Origin of the sequence: Streptomyces sp. NBC_00091, from assembly GCF_026343185.1 — a bacterium.
Lineage (GTDB): Bacteria > Actinomycetota > Actinomycetes > Streptomycetales > Streptomycetaceae > Streptomyces.
In genome coordinates this window covers 2,369,010-2,390,604 of sequence record NZ_JAPEMA010000001.1, presented here as the reverse complement: position 1 = coordinate 2,390,604, position 21,595 = coordinate 2,369,010, and the positions used below count along the sequence as shown (strand labels likewise).

The 21,595-nt window shown below is 67.8% G+C and carries 14 protein-coding genes, 4 rRNA genes and 5 pseudogenes; 12 read left to right on the top strand and 11 right to left on the bottom strand.

Annotation, left to right across the window (positions count from 1 at the left end; translation table 11 throughout):
• Positions 1–69 precede the first annotated feature (69 nt).
• The 3 genes and pseudogenes from rrf (OOK34_RS10890) to OOK34_RS10880 form a co-directional block, all read left to right on the top strand.
• A 5S ribosomal RNA gene (gene rrf, locus OOK34_RS10890) occupies positions 70–187 on the top strand.
• 112 nt (positions 188–299) lie between these two features.
• Positions 300–404, top strand: a pseudogene (locus OOK34_RS10885) (IS5/IS1182 family transposase); the annotation flags it as partial.
• A 29-nt stretch (positions 405–433) separates the two neighbouring features.
• A pseudogene (locus tag OOK34_RS10880) lies at positions 434–907 on the top strand (hypothetical protein); the annotation flags it as partial.
• 69 nt (positions 908–976) lie between these two features.
• On the opposite strand, the gene OOK34_RS10875 reads toward OOK34_RS10880, so the two are convergent.
• Positions 977–1,468, bottom strand: a complete 492-nt coding sequence (locus tag OOK34_RS10875) for a GNAT family N-acetyltransferase (protein ID WP_267033660.1) — start codon at positions 1,466–1,468, stop codon at positions 977–979.
• A 169-nt stretch (positions 1,469–1,637) separates the two neighbouring features.
• On the opposite strand from OOK34_RS10875, the pseudogene OOK34_RS10870 reads away from it, so the two are divergent.
• Positions 1,638–2,193 (top strand): annotated as a pseudogene (locus OOK34_RS10870) (transposase); the annotation flags it as partial.
• Here OOK34_RS10870 and OOK34_RS10865 read toward each other — a convergent pair.
• Positions 2,185–2,508, bottom strand: coding sequence for a hypothetical protein (locus OOK34_RS10865; protein WP_267033659.1), 324 nt, complete (start codon positions 2,506–2,508; stop codon positions 2,185–2,187). The pseudogene OOK34_RS10870 and the gene OOK34_RS10865 overlap by 9 nt on opposite strands.
• A gap of 215 nt (positions 2,509–2,723) precedes the next feature.
• Positions 2,724–3,191: pseudogene (locus OOK34_RS10860) on the bottom strand (zinc-binding dehydrogenase); the annotation flags it as partial.
• Here OOK34_RS10860 and OOK34_RS10855 point away from each other — a divergent pair.
• From OOK34_RS10855 to rrf (OOK34_RS10840), 4 genes and pseudogenes are all read left to right on the top strand, one after another.
• Positions 3,166–3,551, top strand: a pseudogene (locus OOK34_RS10855) (MarR family winged helix-turn-helix transcriptional regulator). The pseudogenes OOK34_RS10860 and OOK34_RS10855 sit on opposite strands and share 26 nt — an antisense overlap.
• A 518-nt stretch (positions 3,552–4,069) precedes the next feature.
• Positions 4,070–5,594: ribosomal RNA gene (locus OOK34_RS10850) — 16S ribosomal RNA — on the top strand.
• A gap of 287 nt (positions 5,595–5,881) precedes the next feature.
• A 23S ribosomal RNA gene (locus OOK34_RS10845) occupies positions 5,882–9,005 on the top strand.
• 73 nt (positions 9,006–9,078) lie between these two features.
• Positions 9,079–9,196 (top strand): 5S ribosomal RNA (rrf, locus tag OOK34_RS10840).
• Together the 16S, 23S and 5S rRNA genes form the textbook arrangement of a ribosomal RNA operon.
• A 75-nt stretch (positions 9,197–9,271) precedes the next feature.
• On the opposite strand, the gene OOK34_RS10835 is transcribed toward rrf (OOK34_RS10840), so the two are convergent.
• The gene (locus OOK34_RS10835) at positions 9,272–10,093 is read right to left on the bottom strand and encodes a DUF3626 domain-containing protein (RefSeq protein WP_267033658.1); all 822 of its coding nucleotides are present in this window, start codon (positions 10,091–10,093) and stop codon (positions 9,272–9,274) included.
• A 41-nt stretch (positions 10,094–10,134) separates the two neighbouring features.
• On the opposite strand from OOK34_RS10835, the gene OOK34_RS10830 reads away from it, so the two are divergent.
• Positions 10,135–10,683, top strand: a complete 549-nt coding sequence (locus OOK34_RS10830) for a GNAT family N-acetyltransferase (RefSeq protein ID WP_267033657.1) — start codon at positions 10,135–10,137, stop codon at positions 10,681–10,683.
• Here OOK34_RS10830 and OOK34_RS10825 read toward each other — a convergent pair.
• From OOK34_RS10825 to OOK34_RS10800, 6 genes are all read right to left on the bottom strand, one after another.
• A complete protein-coding gene (locus tag OOK34_RS10825) occupies positions 10,680–12,155 on the bottom strand; it encodes a type VI secretion protein (protein WP_267033656.1) in 1,476 nt (491 codons plus the stop codon). The genes OOK34_RS10830 and OOK34_RS10825 overlap by 4 nt on opposite strands.
• Before the next feature lie 2 nt (positions 12,156–12,157).
• Entirely contained in the window at positions 12,158–13,576 is a 1,419-nt protein-coding gene (locus OOK34_RS10820) for an ATP-binding protein (RefSeq protein ID WP_267033655.1), read from the bottom strand.
• A 19-nt stretch (positions 13,577–13,595) separates the two neighbouring features.
• Entirely contained in the window at positions 13,596–15,158 is a 1,563-nt protein-coding gene (locus tag OOK34_RS10815) for an SCO6880 family protein (RefSeq protein ID WP_267033654.1), read from the bottom strand.
• Positions 15,155–16,498 carry a hypothetical protein gene (locus tag OOK34_RS10810; protein ID WP_267033653.1) on the bottom strand — a complete coding sequence of 448 codons (1,344 nt, stop codon included), beginning with the start codon at positions 16,496–16,498 and terminating at the stop codon, positions 15,155–15,157. The genes OOK34_RS10815 and OOK34_RS10810 overlap by 4 nt, the downstream gene beginning before the upstream one ends.
• Positions 16,488–17,321 carry a hypothetical protein gene (locus OOK34_RS10805; RefSeq protein ID WP_267033652.1) on the bottom strand — a complete coding sequence of 278 codons (834 nt, stop codon included), beginning with the start codon at positions 17,319–17,321 and terminating at the stop codon, positions 16,488–16,490. The genes OOK34_RS10810 and OOK34_RS10805 overlap by 11 nt, the downstream gene beginning before the upstream one ends.
• A gap of 102 nt (positions 17,322–17,423) precedes the next feature.
• Complete coding sequence (locus OOK34_RS10800; protein WP_008742356.1) at positions 17,424–17,732, bottom strand: hypothetical protein; 309 nt, start codon at positions 17,730–17,732, stop codon at positions 17,424–17,426.
• Positions 17,733–18,105: 373 nt separating this feature from the next.
• Between OOK34_RS10800 and OOK34_RS10795 the strand changes: the two genes are divergently transcribed.
• A complete protein-coding gene (locus OOK34_RS10795; RefSeq protein WP_267033651.1) occupies positions 18,106–19,245 on the top strand; it encodes a GNAT family N-acetyltransferase in 1,140 nt (379 codons plus the stop codon).
• Here the strand turns inward: OOK34_RS10795 and OOK34_RS10790 are convergent.
• Positions 19,242–20,066 carry a pentapeptide repeat-containing protein gene (locus tag OOK34_RS10790; protein ID WP_267033650.1) on the bottom strand — a complete coding sequence of 275 codons (825 nt, stop codon included), beginning with the start codon at positions 20,064–20,066 and terminating at the stop codon, positions 19,242–19,244. The two genes, OOK34_RS10795 and OOK34_RS10790, sit on opposite strands and share 4 nt — an antisense overlap.
• A 62-nt stretch (positions 20,067–20,128) precedes the next feature.
• Between OOK34_RS10790 and OOK34_RS10785 the strand changes: the two genes are divergently transcribed.
• Together OOK34_RS10785 and OOK34_RS10780 are read left to right on the top strand one after the other, a co-directional pair.
• On the top strand, positions 20,129–20,737 hold the full coding sequence (locus tag OOK34_RS10785; protein ID WP_267033649.1) for a LysE family transporter: 609 nt from the start codon (positions 20,129–20,131) through the stop codon (positions 20,735–20,737).
• A 52-nt stretch (positions 20,738–20,789) separates the two neighbouring features.
• Entirely contained in the window at positions 20,790–21,584 is a 795-nt protein-coding gene (locus OOK34_RS10780) for a thioesterase family protein (protein ID WP_267033648.1), read from the top strand.
• Positions 21,585–21,595: the final 11 nt, after the last annotated feature.

The window sequence follows — 21,595 nt, the reverse complement described above, 5'->3', positions numbered from 1 at the left end:
GCTCGCGTCCACTGTGTTAGTTCTGAAGTAACGACCGTGTTTATGCCCGGTTGGTTAACTTCATAGTGTTTCGGTGGTCATAGCGTTAGGGAAACGCCCGGTTTACATTCCGAACCCGGAAGCTAAGCCTTTCAGCGCCGATGGTACTGCAGGGGGGACCCTGTGGGAGAGTAGGACGCCGCCGAACAATCATTGTGGGAAAGCCCCGCACCTTATGGTGCGGGGCTTTTCTGCGTTTACGGGGTATTTTCCTGAGCGGTGACCGCTTCCTTGGTTGGCGTTCACCCGGAACGACCGATGGCCTGGGCCGGTCCCGGGGCGGCTTCACCACCGAGATCCACCTGGCGTGCGAGCAAGGGCAGCGTCCGCTGCCTCTGCTGGTCACGGCCGGACAGCGGGGCGACAAGGCCTACTCGTCCCGCGCCAACAGGTCCTACCTACTCGGCGCCGGCACCCGGGGCCCGGGCGGCCTGCCCAACTCGAGGACACGCAGGAGGAGTTCGACGCAGTCAAGCGAGTACGGGACGCTGGCGGGAGCGGTGCCGGCCCCCTCCGCGGACCTGGCGCTGCTGGAGCGGAGGCTCCGCGAGCGCCTTCCCGAGGCCATCGCCGCCACGGAAGAGCGCCTCGGGATCGCGCTGCCCGACGAGCGCAGTTCGCGGCGATGGCCGCGGTCGTCATCCCGACAGATGCCCCGGTACAGGGCCTGGTCGGCTCACCAGGCTGGATCGTCTTCGGCGACAACGTCGGCGGTGACCGGCTGCCGGTCGTGGCGAGGACCCACATCCGGAGCCTGGACAGTGTCGAGGCGGCCGTGCACCCCGATCTCGAGGTGCTGAGCATCGGAGTGCGGGAGGGCGAGCCGCTCAACCTCGCCCTTGTCACCGGGTTGCCGCGCCTGCGGACCCGCTGATCACCCGGGCCCTTCTCGAAGGCGACCTGGGTTGGACCCTGGCCCCCTGAGGCGCGTCCAGGGTCAATGTCCGCCGGCGAGTTGGAGCTGGTACCGGGTACCGGGGCGGCCGGCGAGGCTGACGTGCCCGACGGCCGTGAACCCGTTGCGGCCGAGTACAGCCGTTGACGCGGGGTTGTCGTGGGTGGTGACCGCGGTGAGTGAGGTGAGCCGGTATGCCGTGGCAGCCAGGCGGCACATCTCCCCGACCACAGCCGTTGCCAGGCCCCGGCCCGCCGAGCCCTCGCCGATCCGGTAGCCGAGTTCCGCGGCGCCTTCCTCGACGTCCACGAGATTGACCCGGCCGACCAGCTCACCCCGGTCGTCCACGACGACATGGAAGTGGCACACCCCCGCGTCCTGCTCGGCGAGCAGGGCACGGTGCCGGGCGGCGAACTCGACGAAGTACGCATCTCCGCGATCCGGCACCGACCGCGCGAAGTACGCGCGGTTCTCCCGCTCGAAGGCCAGCAGGGCGTCCGCATGGTCGGCCCGCAGCCGCTCCAGTCTGATCACGCCCGGCAGCATACGTACCGCTCCACCTGGTCTGGCGCCGTTCCGCCAGGTCGGAAGAGCTTTCCGTAACGTGGATGTGGCAGCTCGGCGCCGTGGCAGGCCGGACGAAAGCGTGAGCAGCGGAGGGGCCTGCACGTGATCGGCACCGGCGACATCGACGTCTTCTTCGGCCTGGCGGGGGATCGCCGACCTCTACCCGGGTGAGGCCAAGACCGATGCGAGGGACGCGTTCATCATCGCGGACGCGGCCCGCGCGATGCCTCACACGCTGCGGGCGATCGATGGCGAGGACGAGACGATCGCCGAGCTGGAGATGATCGTGGGCTTCGACGACGACCTGGCCGGAGAGGCCACCCGGGTCGCGAACCGGCTGCACGGCCTGCTGACTCAGATCCATCCGTCGCTGGAGCGAGTACAGGGGCCGCGGTTGCAGCACGCGCCCGTCCTCACGCTGCTGGAACGGTTCGCGTCACCAGCTCAGATCCGCAAGGCTGGCCGACGGCGGCTGGTCACGCTGTTACGGCCGAAGGCACCGCGGATGGCCGAGCGGCTGGTCGCCGCCTTGGGCGACCCGGCGTCGCGGGCCTACTAACGACAAGAAGATCGCCCAAGGGAAGCATCACACCCAGGCCCTGCTCTGCCTCGCCAGACGGCGGGGAGACGTCCTCTTCGCGATCCTCCGCGACGGAACCTTCTACGAGCCTCAGCCCGCCAGATCAGCCTGAAGCACCAAGAATTCGCCTGGCCTCGACCCACAGGAGCTCGAACTCCTCCGCGGAGATCTCACCTGCCTGCGGCTGGTCCTGCCAGCCGTCGAGCACGGCCTCGGCCAGGACGCCGTACTGCCGTTCATAGCGGCCCATCGCCGCGAAATCGGCATGATCACGCAAGTGCAGCACCTCTTCCAAAGAGGCAGCCGTCACCGGCCGTGAGTCCTTCCCCCGGACCTCAACGTGACGCGCCGCCCAGCCCTCGTCATCGGCCTCGAAGTACAGCCACAGATCTTCGTCTTCGTAGTAGGTGCGGAACCAGGTCGTCATGCCCCCATCCTCACCCACCAGCAGCCCGCACCACCTTGACCCAACAGATAGGGGCACCCCCCCGGGCTGGCGCGTCGGTGGCTCCGAGTGGGACGGCGGCAGCGGCAGCTGGAAGCCGGTCGAAGAGCGGGGCCTCCCTCCACACCCGCACGCCACCCCGACCAAGGTCGTCGTGGGCCGCGCGGGCGAACTCAACCTCTTCTTCTGCCCCGGCACACCTCGCGCAGCCAGCGGGAGTACAGGTCGGGCCGGCCGAGGGCGATGGCCCGCATCTGGAAGCCGATCAACGAGGCGCCGCGGAGCAGGAGTTCGTACGCCTCCACCGTGCCGCCGCCGGAGCTGAAGGCCACCAGCCGCCCGCCCATGGCCAGGGCCCGCACGGCGGGGCCGAGGAGGTCGCCGCCGACGCCGTCGAGGATCACGTCGTACGGGGCGCCCCAGTCGGCGTCCTCGTACAGGATGACCTCGTCGGCGCCCAGGCCGCGGACGAAGCCGGCCTTGTCGGCGCTGTTGATGGCGGCGACCACGCGCCCGGCCCCGCCGGCCTTGGCGTACTGGAGGGCGAGGGTGCCCACCGCACTGGCCGCCGCCGTGACGAGGACGGACTCTCCGGGCTGCACCCGCGCGGCCTCGTAGGCACCGCGGGCCACCAGTCCGCTGCGGACCAGCGCGACCGCGTCGACCGTCGGCCGAGTCGCGGCGCGGGGCCGGGGCCGGTCGCCGACGCGATCGCCCCGGAGGGGATGAAGCTCGTGCAGCACGCGGTGCTGGCCGCGACCGCCGAATTCGGGCCCGTGGCCCAGGCGGAGCTGGGCCGCCGGCTCGCCCTGGACCCGAAGGACATGGTCGGGATCCTCAACGACCTTCAGGAGGGGGGCCTGGTCCTGCGCACCCCGGACCCCGCCGACCGCCGTAAGAACGCGGTCTGCGCGGCCCTCGCGGAAGCGGCCAACGCCGAGCTGTTGGCCCCGCTCACCCCGGAGGAGCAGGGCACGTTGATGGCCCTGCTGACCCGGGTGCACGAGGCGCCCACCTCGTTTTGACACCCCCGGGGGAGGGTTGTAGAGTCAAACGGTTGCCTCGAACTGGTCAAGTTCGGCGACCCCCACCCCGCAGGGAATCCAATTCCGTGTGGAGTGCATTCGACTCACCAATCGGGAACGTTGAAGCCGGGAAATCCGGTGGAAAACTTCTGATAGAGTCGGAACCGCCGGAAAGGGAAAGCGCGAAAGCGCAGAACCTCGAAGGCGCCGAGGAAATCGGACACGAAAGAGTCTGATAGAGTCGGAAACGCAAGAACAGAACGAAAGCCCGGAGGAAAGCCCGCGAGGGTGAGTACAAAGGAAGCGTCCGTTCCTTGAGAACTCAACAGCGTGCCAAAAATCAACGCCAGAAGTTGATACCCCGTCCACTTCGGTGGATGAGGTTCCTTTGAAAAAGACCTGCGGGGCCTTCGGGTACTCGTAGGCAACAAACACAGCGAGGACGTTGTGGCGCGTCGGTCTTATTCCGACATGACGTGCCCGCTCAACGTGTGTGTGCACCGGATTACCGGTAAACATTCATGGAGAGTTTGATCCTGGCTCAGGACGAACGCTGGCGGCGTGCTTAACACATGCAAGTCGAACGATGAAGCCCTTCGGGGTGGATTAGTGGCGAACGGGTGAGTAACACGTGGGCAATCTGCCCTTCACTCTGGGACAAGCCCTGGAAACGGGGTCTAATACCGGATACCACTCCTGCCTGCATGGGCGGGGGTTGAAAGCTCCGGCGGTGAAGGATGAGCCCGCGGCCTATCAGCTTGTTGGTGGGGTAATGGCCCACCAAGGCGACGACGGGTAGCCGGCCTGAGAGGGCGACCGGCCACACTGGGACTGAGACACGGCCCAGACTCCTACGGGAGGCAGCAGTGGGGAATATTGCACAATGGGCGAAAGCCTGATGCAGCGACGCCGCGTGAGGGATGACGGCCTTCGGGTTGTAAACCTCTTTCAGCAGGGAAGAAGCGAAAGTGACGGTACCTGCAGAAGAAGCGCCGGCTAACTACGTGCCAGCAGCCGCGGTAATACGTAGGGCGCAAGCGTTGTCCGGAATTATTGGGCGTAAAGAGCTCGTAGGCGGCTTGTCACGTCGGATGTGAAAGCCCGAGGCTTAACCTCGGGTCTGCATTCGATACGGGCTAGCTAGAGTGTGGTAGGGGAGATCGGAATTCCTGGTGTAGCGGTGAAATGCGCAGATATCAGGAGGAACACCGGTGGCGAAGGCGGATCTCTGGGCCATTACTGACGCTGAGGAGCGAAAGCGTGGGGAGCGAACAGGATTAGATACCCTGGTAGTCCACGCCGTAAACGTTGGGAACTAGGTGTTGGCGACATTCCACGTCGTCGGTGCCGCAGCTAACGCATTAAGTTCCCCGCCTGGGGAGTACGGCCGCAAGGCTAAAACTCAAAGGAATTGACGGGGGCCCGCACAAGCAGCGGAGCATGTGGCTTAATTCGACGCAACGCGAAGAACCTTACCAAGGCTTGACATATACCGGAAAGCATTAGAGATAGTGCCCCCCTTGTGGTCGGTATACAGGTGGTGCATGGCTGTCGTCAGCTCGTGTCGTGAGATGTTGGGTTAAGTCCCGCAACGAGCGCAACCCTTGTCCTGTGTTGCCAGCATGCCCTTCGGGGTGATGGGGACTCACAGGAGACCGCCGGGGTCAACTCGGAGGAAGGTGGGGACGACGTCAAGTCATCATGCCCCTTATGTCTTGGGCTGCACACGTGCTACAATGGCCGGTACAATGAGCTGCGATACCGTGAGGTGGAGCGAATCTCAAAAAGCCGGTCTCAGTTCGGATTGGGGTCTGCAACTCGACCCCATGAAGTTGGAGTTGCTAGTAATCGCAGATCAGCATTGCTGCGGTGAATACGTTCCCGGGCCTTGTACACACCGCCCGTCACGTCACGAAAGTCGGTAACACCCGAAGCCGGTGGCCCAACCCGTAAGGGAGGGAGCTGTCGAAGGTGGGACTGGCGATTGGGACGAAGTCGTAACAAGGTAGCCGTACCGGAAGGTGCGGCTGGATCACCTCCTTTCTAAGGAGCACAGTACCGATTGCAGACAAATGTTCTGCACGGTCAGCTCATGGGTGGAACGTTGATTATTTGGCACGGTCTTCCAGATGGATCACGAGTACTGCTTCGGCGTGGAAAGTGACTCACTGATGGAGGGTCGTGCCTGGCACGTTGTTGGGTATCTGAGGGTACGGCCGTAAGGTCTTATCTTCGCGATGCCGGCCCCAGTGAACTTGTTCCTTTCGAGGTGCAGGGTGATGGGTGGCTGGTCGTTGCTTGAGAACTACACAGTGGACGCGAGCATCTGTGGCCAAGTTTTTAAGGGCGCACGGTGGATGCCTTGGCACCAGGAACCGATGAAGGACGTGAGAGGCCGCGATAGGCCCCGGGGAGCTGCCAACTGAGCTTTGATCCGGGGGTGTCCGAATGGGGAAACCCGGCAGTCGTCATGGGCTGTCACCCATGCCTGAACACATAGGGCATGTGGAGGGAACGAGGGGAAGTGAAACATCTCAGTACCCTCAGGAAGAGAAAACAACCGTGATTCCGGGAGTAGTGGCGAGCGAAACCGGATGAGGCCAAACCGTATGCGTGTGATACCCGGCAGGGGTTGCGCATGCGGGGTTGTGGGAATTCTTTTGATCGGTCTGCCGGCCGGTCGGCGAGTCAGAAACCGTTGATGTAGTCGAAGGACATGCGAAAGGTCCGGCGTAGAGGGTAAGACCCCCGTAGACGAAACATCAGCGGCTTGCTTAAGAATCTCCCAAGTAGCACGGGGCCCGAGAAATCCCGTGTGAATCTGGCGGGACCACCCGCTAAGCCTAAATATTCCCTGGTGACCGATAGCGGATAGTACCGTGAGGGAATGGTGAAAAGTACCGCGGGAGCGGAGTGAAATAGTACCTGAAACCGTGTGCCTACAAGCCGTGGGAGCGTCGCCGTTGTTCTTCGGAACAACGGTCGTGACTGCGTGCCTTTTGAAGAATGAGCCTGCGAGTTAGCGGTGTGTAGCGAGGTTAACCCGTGTGGGGAAGCCGTAGCGAAAGCGAGTCCGAATAGGGCGATTGAGTTGCACGCTCTAGACCCGAAGCGGAGTGATCTAGCCATGGGCAGGTTGAAGCGGAGGTAAGACTTCGTGGAGGACCGAACCCACCAGGGTTGAAAACCTGGGGGATGACCTGTGGTTAGGGGTGAAAGGCCAATCAAACTCCGTGATAGCTGGTTCTCCCCGAAATGCATTTAGGTGCAGCGTCGTGTGTTTCTTGCCGGAGGTAGAGCACTGGATAGGCGATGGGCCCTACCGGGTTACTGACCTTAGCCAAACTCCGAATGCCGGTAAGTGAGAGCACGGCAGTGAGACTGTGGGGGATAAGCTCCATGGTCGAGAGGGAAACAGCCCAGAGCATCGACTAAGGCCCCTAAGCGTACGCTAAGTGGGAAAGGATGTGGAGTCGCAGAGACAACCAGGAGGTTGGCTTAGAAGCAGCCACCCTTGAAAGAGTGCGTAATAGCTCACTGGTCAAGTGATTCCGCGCCGACAATGTAGCGGGGCTCAAGCGTACCGCCGAAGTCGTGTCATTGCAGCAATAGGGCCAACGCCCGCTGTGATGGGTAGGGGAGCGTCGTGTGCCGGGTGAAGCAGCAGCGGAAGCTAGTTGTGGACGGTTCACGAGTGAGAATGCAGGCATGAGTAGCGATACACACGTGAGAAACGTGTGCGCCGATTGACTAAGGGTTCCTGGGTCAAGCTGATCTGCCCAGGGTAAGTCGGGACCTAAGGCGAGGCCGACAGGCGTAGTCGATGGACAACCGGTTGATATTCCGGTACCCGCTTTGAAACGCCCAATATCGAATCCTCTGATGCTAAGCCCGTGAAGCCGTTCCGGACCCTTCGGGGAAAGGAAAGTGGTGGAGCCGGCGATCCAAGGTGGTAGTAGGTAAGCGATGGGGTGACGCAGGAAGGTAGTCCAGCCCGGGCGGTGGTTGTCCCGGGGTAAGGGTGTAGGCCGAGGGGTAGGCAAATCCGTCCCTCATATAAGGCTGAGACCTGATGCCGAGCCGATTGTGGTGAAGTGGATGATCCTATGCTGTCGAGAAAAGCCTCTAGCGAGTTTCATGGCGGCCCGTACCCTAAACCGACTCAGGTGGTCAGGTAGAGAATACCGAGGCGTTCGGGTGAACTATGGTTAAGGAACTCGGCAAAATGCCCCCGTAACTTCGGGAGAAGGGGGGCCATCACTGGTGAAGGAACTTGCTTCCTGAGCTGGGGGTGGCCGCAGAGACCAGCGAGAAGCGACTGTTTACTAAAAACACAGGTCCGTGCGAAGCCGTAAGGCGATGTATACGGACTGACGCCTGCCCGGTGCTGGAACGTTAAGGGGACCGGTTAGTGACCTTTCGGGGTTGCGAAGCTGAGAACTTAAGCGCCAGTAAACGGCGGTGGTAACTATAACCATCCTAAGGTAGCGAAATTCCTTGTCGGGTAAGTTCCGACCTGCACGAATGGCGTAACGACTTCTCGACTGTCTCAACCATAGGCCCGGTGAAATTGCACTACGAGTAAAGATGCTCGTTTCGCGCAGCAGGACGGAAAGACCCCGGGACCTTTACTACAGTTTGATATTGGTGTTCGGTTCGGCTTGTGTAGGATAGGTGGGAGACTTTGAAGCCGTGACGCCAGTCATGGTGGAGTCGCCGTTGAAATACCACTCTGGTCGTGCTGGATGTCTAACCTCGGTCCGTGATCCGGATCAGGGACAGTGTCTGATGGGTAGTTTAACTGGGGCGGTTGCCTCCCAAAGGGTAACGGAGGCGCCCAAAGGTTCCCTCAGCCTGGTTGGCAATCAGGTGTTGAGTGTAAGTGCACAAGGGAGCTTGACTGTGAGACCGACGGGTCGAGCAGGGACGAAAGTCGGGACTAGTGATCCGGCGGTGGCTTGTGGAAGCGCCGTCGCTCAACGGATAAAAGGTACCCCGGGGATAACAGGCTGATCTTCCCCAAGAGTCCATATCGACGGGATGGTTTGGCACCTCGATGTCGGCTCGTCGCATCCTGGGGCTGGAGTCGGTCCCAAGGGTTGGGCTGTTCGCCCATTAAAGCGGTACGCGAGCTGGGTTTAGAACGTCGTGAGACAGTTCGGTCCCTATCCGCTGTGCGCGTAGGAATATTGAGAAGGGCTGTCCCTAGTACGAGAGGACCGGGACGGACGAACCTCTGGTGTGCCAGTTGTCCTGCCAAGGGCATGGCTGGTTGGCTACGTTCGGGAGGGATAACCGCTGAAAGCATCTAAGCGGGAAGCCTGCTTCAAGATGAGTATTCCCACCTCCTTGAGAGGGTAAGGCTCCCAGTAGACGACTGGGTTGATAGGCCAGATGTGGAAGCCCGGTAACGGGTGGAGCTGACTGGTACTAATAGGCCGAGGGCTTGTCCTCAGTTGCTCGCGTCCACTGTGTTAGTTCTGAAGTAACGACCGTGTTTATGCCCGGTTGGTTAACTTCATAGTGTTTCGGTGGTCATAGCGTTAGGGAAACGCCCGGTTTACATTCCGAACCCGGAAGCTAAGCCTTTCAGCGCCGATGGTACTGCAGGGGGGACCCTGTGGGAGAGTAGGACGCCGCCGAACAATCATTGTGGGAAAGCCCCGCACCTCATGGTGCGGGGCTTTTCTGCGTTTACGGGGTTTTGCGTTTACAGGGTTTTATGCGGCGGTGCCGAAGCGGGCGAGGTAGTGCCAGACCCGCTTGAGCGCCTGCTCGTCGTAGCGGCAGGTGCGGGCGGCTTCGCCGAGGATGCGGGGGGTCAGCACGCCGGCGACGGCGATGGCGGAGCCGAGGTCGACGTACTCCTGGCCGCGGTAGTCGGGGTGCCGGCGGAGTTCGGTGACCGTGAGGCGGAAGCCCGGGTGCCACTCCGTGGGGCAGGGGAGTTTCGCCGCGGCCGCCTCCACCTCGGTGTCGCAGTAGCTGGGGTCCAGGACGAGCGCCGCCACGTCGCGGTCCAGCCGGACCGGGGTGTGGACCTGGGCCTCGATGTAGTCGTCCAGGGCGTCCTGGTCGTCGGCCAGCGCCAGGAGGATCAGGGACATGCGGTCGGCGACCCCGAAGGATTCGGGTTCCAGGTAGCTGTCCGGGTAGCAGAACGTGGTGCGGCGCAGGGTCTGCGGGTGCAGGCGGAAATGGGCGGAGCCGAAGCGGGGCGCGGCGCCGGCCGGGTTGCGGCGGAAGTTGAGGGCGCCGTACACCGGGCGGTCCTCGGCGGGGGCGTCGTCGTAGGCGCCGCCGAAGATGCGGCTCTCCCAGTGCCAGCGGGCGCCGCCGGGGTGGGCGGTGAGGCCGCCGTTGCTGGTTCCCGTGGCGAACTGTGAGCGGTAGACGCCCTCCTCGGCCAGGGCGGTGAGGATCGGGAGGCCGTCCGTGACGCGGTCCGGGTGGAAGTTGAGCGTGACCGTGAGGTCCGGGTCCAGTGGGGGGCCGGAGGAGAGGGCGGTGACGTGGGCGAGCGCTTGGGCGTGCGGGTGCATGGATGCAGTGTGCATGAAGTGGCTGGTTAGGATCCGGGTTTATGAATCAGCATGTGGTGCGCGCGGTGCGGGTGGACGAGTGGGAGCAGGTCAGGGCGTTGCGGTTGGACGCCTTGCGGGATCCGGCGGCGCCGGTGGCCTTCTTGGAGACGCTGGAACAGGCCGAGGGGCGGTCGGACGAGTTCTGGCAGGACCGGGCACGCGGGGCCTCGCACGGGCGCTCGGCCCGGCAGTTCATCGCGGAGGGGCCCGACGGCGAGTGGGACGGGGCCGTGACCGTGCTGGTCGAGGAGGAGGGGACCGCCGACTTCTTCGCCGTGCCCGTGGAGGCGACGCAGGGGCATGTCGTGGGGGTGTTCGTGCGGCCCGGGCAGCGGGGGAGCGGGCTGACCGAGGCGCTGTTCACGGCCGCGGTGGAGTGGGCCTGGTCGCTGGAGGGGCCGGCGCTGGAACGCGTACGGCTCTTCGTGCACGAGGACAACGCGCGGGCGGCCGCCTTCTACCGGAGGTTCGGGTTCGCGGCGAGCGGGCATGCGGTGAAGCTGGACTCGGGGGCCGAGGAGTACGAGTACGTGCTCGTGCGGGGTTAGTCGAAGGTCGCTTGGGGCCAGCGGGAGCGGGCCTGTTCGCGGCTGCGGCACAGGGCCAGGAGGGGCAGGGTCTCGTCCTGGAGGAGGTCCGGGAGCTGGGGGACGGGGGCGACGGCCGCGACGTCCTCCAGGACCAGGGTCAGTGGTGGGTCGAGCCGGCCGTGGGATGACCGTGCGGCCATGCGGCGGCCGTGCTCGACCACGTGTGAGGCGAGCGCGGTGAGGAGGGGCATCGCACCCGGGTGGGTGCGGGGGTCCTCGAGTGGTTCACCCAGTACGTAGAGGGTGCCCCCTTCGGCGGCGAACGATGCCAGGGTCAGGGCATCCGTCCGGTTGGGGTTGCAGGCCTCGCGGATGTGGATCGAGGTCAGGCAGGACAGGGCGCGGGCCGTCAGGTGCTCGGCCTGTTCGCGGCGTTCGGGGTGGGCGGTGAGGGCGCTCTCGAGTTCGCCGGCCGCGCCGGGGGCGGCCCGGGGGTGGGTGCGCAGGGTGCGGACGGGGTCCTGGGCGTTGTTGCCCTGGGCCCAGCGGGCGAGCTGCTTGAAGGGGTGGCCCTCGAGGGCGGCGGCCTGGAGCCAGCTGCGCAGGAGGGTCTCCGCGGTGTCCGCGACGGCGGAGTCGAGGCGGGCCTGGGGGCGTACGGGGGCCAGCAGGGCGATCGCGCGGGCGGCGGCGGTGTCGCGGTCGGCGCAGCCCTCGGCGGGGTTCCAGTGCATCCGGGCCGGGGTGTCGCACAGGTGCGAGGGGTCGTAGAGGAGGACCGGGCCGAGCTTCGCGCGGGCGTCCTTGGTTTCCGACCACAGGGCGGGGGAGGAGGTGACCACCAGGGCGGCCCCCTCGGCGGCGGCGACGGCCTGGGCGGCGAGGCGGTGGCGTTCGGCCGGGCCGCCGTAGGTGAGGCGGGGGGCCGGGGCGGTGACCGCCGGGGCGTAGCCGAAGCCGTAGCGGTAGGCCTCGTCCACCGGGGGGCGGCGGGCCGGCGGGGGAGCCGGTGCCGGCGCGGGTGCGGGAGCGGGTGCGGCCGTCGCGGCCGGGGCCGCTGCCGGAGCCGGGATGCGGGGTGGCTCCGGGGTCGGGGGGACCGCGGGCGCGGGCTGCTGTTTGGCCAGCGCGCGGCGGGCCTTCGTACGGGCGACGACGCCCATGGTGAAGATCGTCAGGACCAGCAGTATCAGGAGCTGGCTGATGAACAGGCCCCAGAACAGGCCCCAGCCCGAGAGGGCTGCGGGATCGGTGTCGGGCCAGGCCGCGGGGATGTCGTGGGGTTGCGTTATCAGGGCGCGGACGGCATCCGGGGTGCGGGTGAAGGTGACGGTGGCCGGCCAGGCGCCCTTGGCGAAGAGGGCGGCGAGGCCGGTGGCCGACCAGACGAGGACGGCGAGGCCGAGGAGGAAGGCCAGGAGGCCGACGAGTACGCCGTCGGGGATGCCGCCGCCGCGCGCGGGGGGTTCCGTACGTCTCGCGTCGGGCATGGTCAGGCCACCGTGGTCGCTGATCCGGGGCCGGCGCCCCGCTGGCGTTCGATGTACAGGGCTCGTTCCTCCGCTTCGAGTTCGGCGGCCAGCAGCTCGTCGGGGAGCTGCTGGGGGGTGGAGGACTCCGTCATCGCGCGGTCGGTGTAGACGAGGGGGCGTTCGGTTTCGGTGATCAGGTGTTTGACGACCTGGACGTTGCCGTTGACGTCCCAGACGGCGATGCCGGGGGTGAGGGTCGGGATGATTTCGACGGCCCAGCGGGGCAGGCCGAGGACGCGGCCCGTGGCGCGTGCTTCGTCGGCCTTCTGGGCGTAGATGGTGCGGGTGGAGGCCATTTTGAGGATGGCGGCGGCCTCGCGTGCGGCGGCGCCGTCGACGACGTCGGAGAGGTGGTGGACGACGGCGACGAAGGACAGGCCGAGGCGGCGGCCGAACTTCAGGAGGCGCTGGAAGAGCTGGGCGACGAAGGGGCTGTTGATGATGTGCCAGGCCTCTTCGACGAGGAAGATGCGCTTCTTGCGGTCGGGGCGGATCCAGGTGTGTTCCAGCCACACGCCGACGATCGCCATGAGGATGGGCATGGCGATGGAGTTGCGGTCGATGTGGGAGAGGTCGAAGACGATCAGCGGGGCGTCGAGGTCGATGCCGACGGTGGTGGGGCCGTCGAACATGCCGCGCAGGTCGCCGTCGACGAGGCGGTCGAGGACGAGGGCGACGTCGAGGCCCCAGGCCCGGACGTCGTCTATGTCGACGTTCATGGCCAGGGCGGATTCGGCTTCGGGGTGGCGCAGCTGTTCCACGATGTCGGTGAGGACGGGCTGGCGGTCCTGGATGGTGTCGACGACGTAGGCGTGGGCGACCTTGAGGGCGAAGCCGGCGCGTTCGTCGAGGCCGTGGCCCATGGCGACTTCGATGATGGTGCGGAGCAGCGCGAGCTGTCCGGTCGCGGTGATCGCCGGGTCGAGGGGGTTGAGGCGGATCCCGTCGTCGTTGGCGGCGATGGGGTCCAGGCGGATGGGGGTTATCCCCAGCTGCTGGGCGATGAGGTTCCACTCGCCGACGCCGTCCTCGCCCTGGGCGTCGAGGACGACGACCTGGCGGTCGCGGAAGCGGAGCTGGCGCAGGACGTACGTCTTCTCCAGGGCGGACTTTCCGTTGCCGGATTCGCCGAGGACCAGCCAGTGGGGGGCCGGGAGCTGCTGGCCGTAGAGCTGGAAGGGGTCGTAGATGTAGCCCTTGCCGCTGTAGACCTCGCGGCCGATGATGACGCCGGAGTCGCCGAGGCCGGGGGCGGCGGTGGGCAGGTAGACGGCCTGGGCCTGTCCGGTGGAGGTGCGGACGGGCAGGCGGGTGGTCTCGACCTTGCCGAAGAGGAAGCTGGTGAAGGCGTCCGTCAGCGCGGACATGGGATCTCGCATGGGCGGCACTTCCCTCCAGCTAGCGTCGGATGCCGGTGGCGAACGGCAAGGTGTTGACGAAGGCGCGGTGGTGCTCGCGGTCGCACCATTCGAGCTTCAGGTAGGACTTGCCGGCGGAGGCGCGGATGGTGCGCTTGTCGCGGGCGAGGGCTTCGGGTGAACGCGAGGACACCGTGATGTACCCGACGAGGTTGACTCCGGCAGCGCCGCTGGCGAGATCTTCACCCCTCTGGTCGAGCCGGCCGTGGGCGGCGATGTCGCGGGGGTCGACGGTGCGGTTCATCTTGGCGGCGCGGGAGGCGTCGGCCTCGTCGTTGGTCTTCTCGGTGAGCATGCGCTCGATGGCGATCTCGGTGGGTTCGAGGTCCATGGTGACGGCGACGGTGCGGATGACGTCCGGGGTGTGGACGAGGAGGGGGGCGAGGAAGTTGACGCCGACCGGGGTCATCGGCCATTCCTTCACCCAGGCGGTGGCGTGGCACCAGGGGGCGCGGGTGGAGGACTCGCGGGTCTTGGCCTGGAGGTAGGTGGGCTCCACGGCGTCGAGCTCGGCGGGCCAGGCGTTGCGCTTGGTCATGGCCTGGATGTGGTCGATGGGGTGGTCCGGATCGTACATGGAGTGCACGAGGGAGGACAGGCGTCCCTGGCCGAGGGGCTGGCGTACGCGGATGTCGGCTTCGGCGAGGCGGGCGCAGATGTCGGTGAGCTCGCGGGCCATGACGATGGCGAGGCCGGCGTCGCGGTCGAGCTTGCGGCCCTTGTGGGGGGTGCCGGCGCGGGCGATGGTGACGGCTTCGGCGGCGAGCTCGCGGGTGTAGTGCATGCAGGCGACGAGGTACGCGCGGTGCTGCTCGGAGGAGGTGGAGACCATCGACTGGAGCTGGTCGTAGGAGTCGCGCAGCCAGGTCGGGGCGTGCAGGTCTCCGCGCTGGGCGACGTCCTTGGCGTGGGCGTCGGGGTCGGCGGGGAGGGTGCGGGCGAGCATCTGGAGGCGGGTGACGAAGCCGTCGCCGTTGGCGACGTGCTTGAGGAGGGTGCCGAAGCGGTCGACGAGGGCTTCCTGGTCCTCGCTGTCGCGCAGGCCGACGCCGGGGCCCTCGATCTCGATGGCGGCCGTGACGGTTCTGCGGTCGGCGTGCAGGAGGACGGCGATCTCGTCGGGGCCGAAGGGGGCGGCGAGCCAGTTGATGCGGCCGATGCCGGGGGGCGGGCCGACTTCGACCTCGCGGCCGTCGGCGGCGCGGGTGCCGGATTCCATGGCCGGTGAGCGGTACGTCGTACCGCGCCGCAGGGTGCGCTTGTAGCTGCGGCTGATCTCGAACCACCGGTAGAAGGTGCGGCCCTTGTAGGGGACGTACACGGCGGCGAGGGCGAGCAGTGGGAAGCCTGCGAGGCTCACGATGCGCAGGGTGAGGTCGGGGACGAGCAGTCCGCTCATCATGCCGAAGAAGGCGCCGACGATGATCAGTGCGATCTCGCCGGTTTCGCGGTTCTTGCCGACGATCGCGTTCGGCCGGGCCCGGCCGATGAGATACGTGCGGCGGGGCGCGACCGGGTGGAGCTGGTGGGACTGGGTCGTCAACGCCCGTCACCTCCTGTGTTCCTCGTACTCGAGCCAGTGCGGGGCGGGGGTGCGGCGGAGGGGACAGTTCCGCCGCCGGACCCGCTGCCGGAGCGGCTGCTGTGGGCGGCCATGCCTCCGGAGATCTGGTTGGCGTCGCCGCCGGTGGAGCCGCCGGAGGCGCGGTGGGAGCCGCCGCGGCTGCTGTGGGTTTTGATGCCCTGGGAGACGAGGGAGGCCGGGGAGCTGATGACGGCGGCGGCCTGGGCGCCGTCGGTGGCCTTGGAGCGGTTGTTGCGGGCGGAGGCGATCTCGTCGCCGAAGCCGGGGACGAAGCGGTAGATCATCGCGGAGGCGAAGATCGCCAGGAGGATGATGGCGAGGCCGGAGACGACGGCGGAGAAGGCGTCGGGGCCCTTGTCGCCGGCGAGGGCTCCGGCGAGGCCGAGGACGATGACGATGACCGGCTTCACGAGGATGACGGCGATCATGATGCCGGCCCAGCGGCGGACGTGGCCCCACATGTTGCGGTCGACGAGTCCGGCGTAGACGACGGTGCCGAGGAGGGCGCCGACGTAGAGCAGGGCGGCGCGGATGACGAGCTCCAGCCAGAGCACTCCGGCGGCGAGGACGGTGACGAGGGCGACGACGATCAGCATGATCGGGCCGCCGCCGATGTCCTCGCCCTTCTTGAGGGCCTCGGAGAAGGAGCCGAAGAAGACGTCGGTCTGGCTGCCGGTGGCGGAGGCGATGACCTCGGTGATGCCGTCGGTGGCGGAGACGACGGTGTAGAGGATCAGCGGGGTGAAGGCGGAGGCCAGGACGGTCAGCCAGAGGAAGCCGATGGCCTCGGAGAGGGCGGTGGTCAGGGGCACGCCGCGGATGGCGCGCTTGGCCACGGCGAGCAGCCACAGGACGAGGGTCAGGACCGTGGAGGCGGCGAAGACGACGGCGTACTGCTGGAGGAACGCGGGGTTGGTGAAGTCGACGTTGGCCGTGCTCTTGACCGCTTCGCTGAGCTTGCCGACGATCCAGGCGGCGGCGTCGGCGCAGCCCTTGGCGAGGGAGGCGAGGGGGTTGATGGCGTCGCCCGCGCCATCACTGGGGGCCAGCCCCGCCCCCGTTCCCCTGCCGGTTCCCCTGTCCGCTTCGCAGTACTGCTTGGAGGGACCGTCCAGCAGGGCGCACGGGTCGTTGCTCGCCTGAGGGCTGGGCGTACCGGTGGGGGCTGTGGTGCCCGTGGGCGTGCCGGAGGGAGTGGGCGAGGGGGTCGGTGCGGCGTAGGCACGTGTGGCCAGGGCGACGAGGGCGAGGTGGACGGAAGCGATCACGCCCAGCTTGTGCGGGAAGCTAGCGGGCATAGGTGAACCCTCCGAACTCCTTGATGGCCTTGCTCATATCGTCAGACGTTGAGACGGGGACATCGCCGGGAACCGGGGCTGGTCCGTCCTGCTGTGTGTCATCGACGACCTTCCAGTCGTCGGCCACCCAGCTCAGTTCGAAGGTCCAGGTCTTCCAGGTGGTACGGACGGGATCCGTGGACTTCTCGCCGGACATCCCGATCATGCCGGTGTACCAGACCGCGATCTTCGCGGAGGTGGGCGTGTAGCCCTCGACGCGGGTGCCGATCGGGACGGTGCGGGTCACGAAGGTGCTGCCCTGGGGCGGTGCGCCGTTCGCGTCGAGTCCGAGCCTGGCGAGGAAGGCAGGGCTGTACGCCGCGTCCTGAGGACCCTTCAGGGCTGCTGCTGCCTGGGGTGCGTAGATTCCGTCCACGAGGGCGTGTCGGGTGTTCTTGTTGAACATCGCGTCAGAACCAAGGGCCACCGCGTAGTTGGCGGCGGCGGACTGGGCGCCCTGTTCGTCGTGGGCGAAGCCGCGGGGGATGCCGGCCGCCTTCCCGGTCACCGGGGCGGTGCCGGTGGGGGCGGTGGCGTCGGCGGCCGGGGGCTTGTCGGAGGGCGGGTCCTGCGGGGAGTCCTGGGACTGGTTCGCGAACGCGATGGCGGCGATGAGCAGGACCACCACTCCGACCACCGTGATCAGGCCGCGGGAGGAGCGGGAGGTGCGGCGGGGGGCGCCGTAGGGGTCGGAGGGGGAGTCCGGGAGGCGGGTGCGGGTCTGGCCCGTGCCGCCGACCTCGGCGTGGCCGCTGCCGCCGCCGTACTGGTCGTCGTTGCTCATTGCGTGTCCGCCCCCTCCGCGTCGTACGACGGTAGCGCTCTTTCCCGCTCAGGCGCGGTGTGGTGATTCGTCATCAGGGTGCGGCCGGTCGCGGTGGTCCGGCTAGACGGCCATCCCGTAGACGATCGTGAAGAGCGTGCCGAGGGAGCCGATGATGAAGACTCCGGTGAGGCCGGCCACGATCAGGCCCTTGCCCTGTTCCGCGCTGAAGGTGTCGCGCAGGGCGGTCGCGCCGATGCGCTGCTTGGCCGCGCCCCAGATGGCGATGCCGAGGCAGAGGAGGATCGCGACGGCCATGACCACCTCGATCATGACCTTCGCTTCGTTGCCGAGACTGCCGAACGGCCCCCAGTTCGGGGCGATTCCGCCGATGATGGTGGTGATGTCGCCCTTTTCGGCTGCCAGGATCATGTAACTCACCGCCCCTGTATGGGTAGTTCCGGTAGCCCGTGCCCGACGGCAGGGGTCACGCACTATCTTCGCTGATGAAACCGGCGCCGTCGTCGACTTGGCCGCTCTCTTTACCCGATCTCCCGGTCCGCGCCCCGTATGCGCACCCTGACCTGGTCACTCTGTGTATCACGGGGGGTGACCCCGGGCAATGATTGTCGGCCCGGCGTGCGCGGGGCCGTGTGAGGGGCGGCCGTTCGGGCTAATCGGGGGAGGCCGGGGCAGCGGGGGAGCGTACGGAGGCGTGAGGGGCGCATGGGTGGCCGGCGGGCGCCGGGGCGGGTCCCTTCTCCTCTCTGGCGGGCGCCGCGGTGGGGCGCTCACACTGGCGCGCATGAATCAGCGGAGCCTCGCGTACGAGGAGCTCGTCGTCGGCGGAGTGCGGCACTGCCGGATGCGGCGGGAGGGCGATCCGGAGCCGGTGTGCGCGCTCGAAGTGGTGTCCTTCCGGCAGCGGTTCGGGGCGGTGGCCGTGGCCGCGGAGGGGATCGGCGGGGTGGAGACCCGGCCCGACTGCCGGCGCGAGGGGTACATGCGGGAGCTGCTGGGCGCGGCGGTCGGGGGGATGCGGGGGCGGGTGGCGGTCGGTTTCGTGTCGGAGGCCATCGAGGGGGCGTACGAGCAGCGGGGGTTCGTGACCGCGCTGGGGGACGGGGAGTTGGTGGTGCCCGTACGGGCGGTCGAGCGGGCCGCCGGGTCGGAGGGCGGGTCGGCGGGCGGGTCGTCGGGCGGGGAGTACCGCGTACGGGAGGGCTCGGCGGCCGATCTGCCGGAGGTGGTGCGGATCTTCAACTCCGCGCACGCCGAGCGGCCCTGGAGCCGGGTCCGGGACGCGGACTGGGACCGGCGGGTGCCGCAGGGGATGTGGAAGCCGGGGTCGGAGCTGCTGGTGCTGGAGGGCGCGGGCGGGGCGGGCGGGACGGACCGGGGGGTGGCCGGGTACGCGCTGCTGCGCGGGCGGTCCTTCGGGGACAGCGTGCGGACGCTGGTGGTCCACGAGATGGGGGCGTGGGAGGCGGCCGGGGTGCGGCGGCTGCTGGTGGAGCTGGCGGCGCGGTGCTGGGAGCTGCGGCTGTCCTCCTTCACGGTCCGGGAGCCGGCCGACAGCCTGGTGGGGCGGGTGGCGCGCGGGTGGGGGTGCGCGTACCGGCAGCGGTTCCCGGTGGGCGGCGGGATGATGGCGCGGATCCTGCGGCGGGAGGCGCTGGTGCGGGAGCTGGAGCCGGAGCTGCGGCGGCGGGCGCAGGGGTACCCGTACGAGGGCGCGGCGGTCGGGGAGCTGGCGCGGGGGGTGCTGGTGCCGGACGACGGGATGCTCGTACGGCTGCTGCTGGGGCACTGGTCGGTGGGGGACGCGGTGGTGCAGGGGCTGGTGGTGCCGGAGGGGTACGAGGGGCTGTACGGCCGCTGGTTCCCCGGGGGCGGTACCCCGGGGCTGCCGTTGCCGCACGCGCACGTACTGGACCGGTACTAGGAGCCCGAGCCCTGCCAGTGGGAGGGGTGGGTGAGGTGCGGGGGGATGCGGGTGGTGGGGGCGCCCTGGGCGGCATTCAGCTGGGGCTGGGTGAGGAAGAGGGTGTCGCGGAGGTCGGCGCCGCGCAGGTCGGTGTCGCGGAAGTCCGCGCCGATCAGGTCGGCTCCGCGCAGGTCGGCGCGGCTGAGGTCGGCGGCGATCAGGTAGGCGCCGCGGAGGTTGGCCCCGCGCAGGTCGGCCCCGGAGAGGCGGGCGCCCATGAGGTCGGCGCCGCGGTGGTTCTTCTTGCGGCCGGGGGCCTTGGCGCGGACCAGCTCGCTGGTCTTCAGGAGCAGGGTGTTGATCTCCTGGCGCAGGGCGCCGACGTCGAGGGCGGTGAGGGTGTCGGCGTCGGCGCGGGTCAGGGCCTCGGTCTTGGCGAGGGCCGTGCGCAGGGCCGGGTGGACCGGGGCGGCCGCCGGGAGGGTGAGCGCCTCGGCGACGTAGAAGAGCAGCTCGTGCAGCTGCCGCATCACGGGGAAGGCCTTGAACATCGCCTCCCGGGTCTCGGGGTGGGCGCGCCAGTCCCGGCCGCCGAAGGTGACCTGGGAGATCTGCTGGCCCGCGCCGAAGCAGTCGAAGACGGTGCAGCCCTGGAAGCCCTTGTCGCGCAGCCGGGTGTGGATGCCGCAGCGGAAGTCCTGCCGGAGGTTCTTGCAGGGGGTGCCGGCGGACTTGTTCGCGGCGAAGTCGGCCGATTTCGCGAAGGGCAGGGCGACGCAGCACAGGGCGAAGCAGTTCGCGCAGTCGGCCTGGAGGAGGGGCAGGGCGGTGGTGGACACCCCTCCATTGTCACCGGAGAACGGGGTTGATCCGTGAGGAGGGGGAGGCGAGCATCACGTACATGACAGAAGTGATCGCAGTTGCCGTCATCACCCTCCTCGCCGTGATCAGTCCGGGCGCGGACTTCGCCATGGTGGTCAGGAACAGTTATCTCTACGGACGGCCCACGGGGCTGTTCGGGGCGGCGGGGGTCGCGGCCGGCGTGCTGGTGCACGTCTCGTACACGATGCTCGGGGTCGGGTTGCTGATCGCCTCGTCGACCGCCCTGTTCACGGCGATCAAGCTGGCGGGTGCGGCGTACCTGGTGTGGATCGGGATCCGTACCTTCCGGGCGCGGGCCGAGCTGACCGTGGACCTGGAGTCGAAGCCGCAGCTGACCCGGCTCGGCGCGCTGCGGTCGGGGTTCTTGACCAATGTGCTGAATCCGAAGACCACGCTGTTCGTGGTGTCCACCTTCACGCAGGTGGTCAACCCGGACACCTCGGCGTGGCAGCAGGTGGGGTACGGGCTGTTCATGTCGGCGGCGCACCTGGTGTGGTTCGGGGCGGTGGCGCTGTTCTTCTCCAACTCCCGGCTGCGCGAGCGGATGCTGAAGGCGCAGAAGGCGCTGAACCGGGCGATCGGCTCGGTGCTGGTGGGGCTGGGGGTGGGGCTCGGCTTCGCCCGCTGAGCCGGCCGCGGGGGCTGGTGCCCGGGGTTACCTGTCGGTAGCGTGCGGCGGCATGGATGCTGAGGACGGGTTCTACGAGCGGCTCGGCGCGGGCCGCTTCCTGGCGACCGAGGCGACGCGCGGGCCGTGGGACCCGGGGTCGCAGCACGCCGGGCCGCCGGCCGCGCTGCTGGGGCGGGCGGTCGAGGAGCGGCCGGGGGCGCGGGCGGACATGCGGATCGCGCGGATCACGTACGAGATCCTGCGCCCGGTGCCGATCGGCGAGCTGGAGGTGACCACCTCGGTGCTGCGCGCCGGGCGCGGTACGGAGGTGGTCGAGGCAGCCCTGGCCCCGGCGGGCGGGGCGGCGCCGGTGATGCTGGCGCGGGCGCTGCGGATCCGGGTGGCCGGGGAGCCGGTGCCGGCGGTGGTTCCGGGGGCGGTCGTGCCGCCGCCGGGGGAGGTGGGGGTGACGCCGTTCTTCCCCGTGCCGTGGGAGACGGGCTACCACTCCTCGGTGGAGGCCCGCTTCACGGAGGGGGCCTTCACGCAGCCGGGCCCGGGTACCTGCTGGATGCGGATGCGGGTGCCGCTCGTGGCGGGTGAGGAGATCCGGCCGCTGGACCGGGTGCTGGTCGCCGCCGACTCGGGCAACGGGATCAGCGCGGTGATGGACTTCGGCCGGTTCGTCTTCGTCAACGGGGACCTCACCGTCCACCTGCACCGCCACCCGGTGGGGGAGTGGGTGTGCGTGGAGTCCCGTACGAGCGTGGACGCGGCCGGGATCGGCCTCGCCGACGCCCGGCTGCACGACGAGAAGGGGCCGATCGGACGCGGCGCGCAGAGCCTGTTCGTCGCCCCGAGGTGAGGCCAACCCCC

What these genes read in the sequence shown, in the direction of transcription:
- OOK34_RS10865 (WP_267033659.1), bottom strand. Translation starts at nt 2,508, where the DNA reads ATGACGACCTGGTTCCGCACCTACTACGAAGACGAAGATCTGTGGCTG.
- OOK34_RS10835 (WP_267033658.1), bottom strand. Translation starts at nt 10,093, where the DNA reads ATGCACCCGCACGCCCAAGCGCTCGCCCACGTCACCGCCCTCTCCTCC.
- OOK34_RS10830 (WP_267033657.1), top strand. Translation starts at nt 10,135, where the DNA reads ATGAATCAGCATGTGGTGCGCGCGGTGCGGGTGGACGAGTGGGAGCAG.
- OOK34_RS10825 (WP_267033656.1), bottom strand. Translation starts at nt 12,155, where the DNA reads ATGCCCGACGCGAGACGTACGGAACCCCCCGCGCGCGGCGGCGGCATC.
- OOK34_RS10820 (WP_267033655.1), bottom strand. Translation starts at nt 13,576, where the DNA reads ATGCGAGATCCCATGTCCGCGCTGACGGACGCCTTCACCAGCTTCCTC.
- OOK34_RS10810 (WP_267033653.1), bottom strand. Translation starts at nt 16,498, where the DNA reads ATGCCCGCTAGCTTCCCGCACAAGCTGGGCGTGATCGCTTCCGTCCAC.
- OOK34_RS10805 (WP_267033652.1), bottom strand. Translation starts at nt 17,321, where the DNA reads ATGAGCAACGACGACCAGTACGGCGGCGGCAGCGGCCACGCCGAGGTC.
- OOK34_RS10800 (WP_008742356.1), bottom strand. Translation starts at nt 17,732, where the DNA reads ATGATCCTGGCAGCCGAAAAGGGCGACATCACCACCATCATCGGCGGA.
- OOK34_RS10795 (WP_267033651.1), top strand. Translation starts at nt 18,106, where the DNA reads ATGAATCAGCGGAGCCTCGCGTACGAGGAGCTCGTCGTCGGCGGAGTG.
- OOK34_RS10785 (WP_267033649.1), top strand. Translation starts at nt 20,129, where the DNA reads ATGACAGAAGTGATCGCAGTTGCCGTCATCACCCTCCTCGCCGTGATC.
- OOK34_RS10780 (WP_267033648.1), top strand. Translation starts at nt 20,790, where the DNA reads ATGGATGCTGAGGACGGGTTCTACGAGCGGCTCGGCGCGGGCCGCTTC.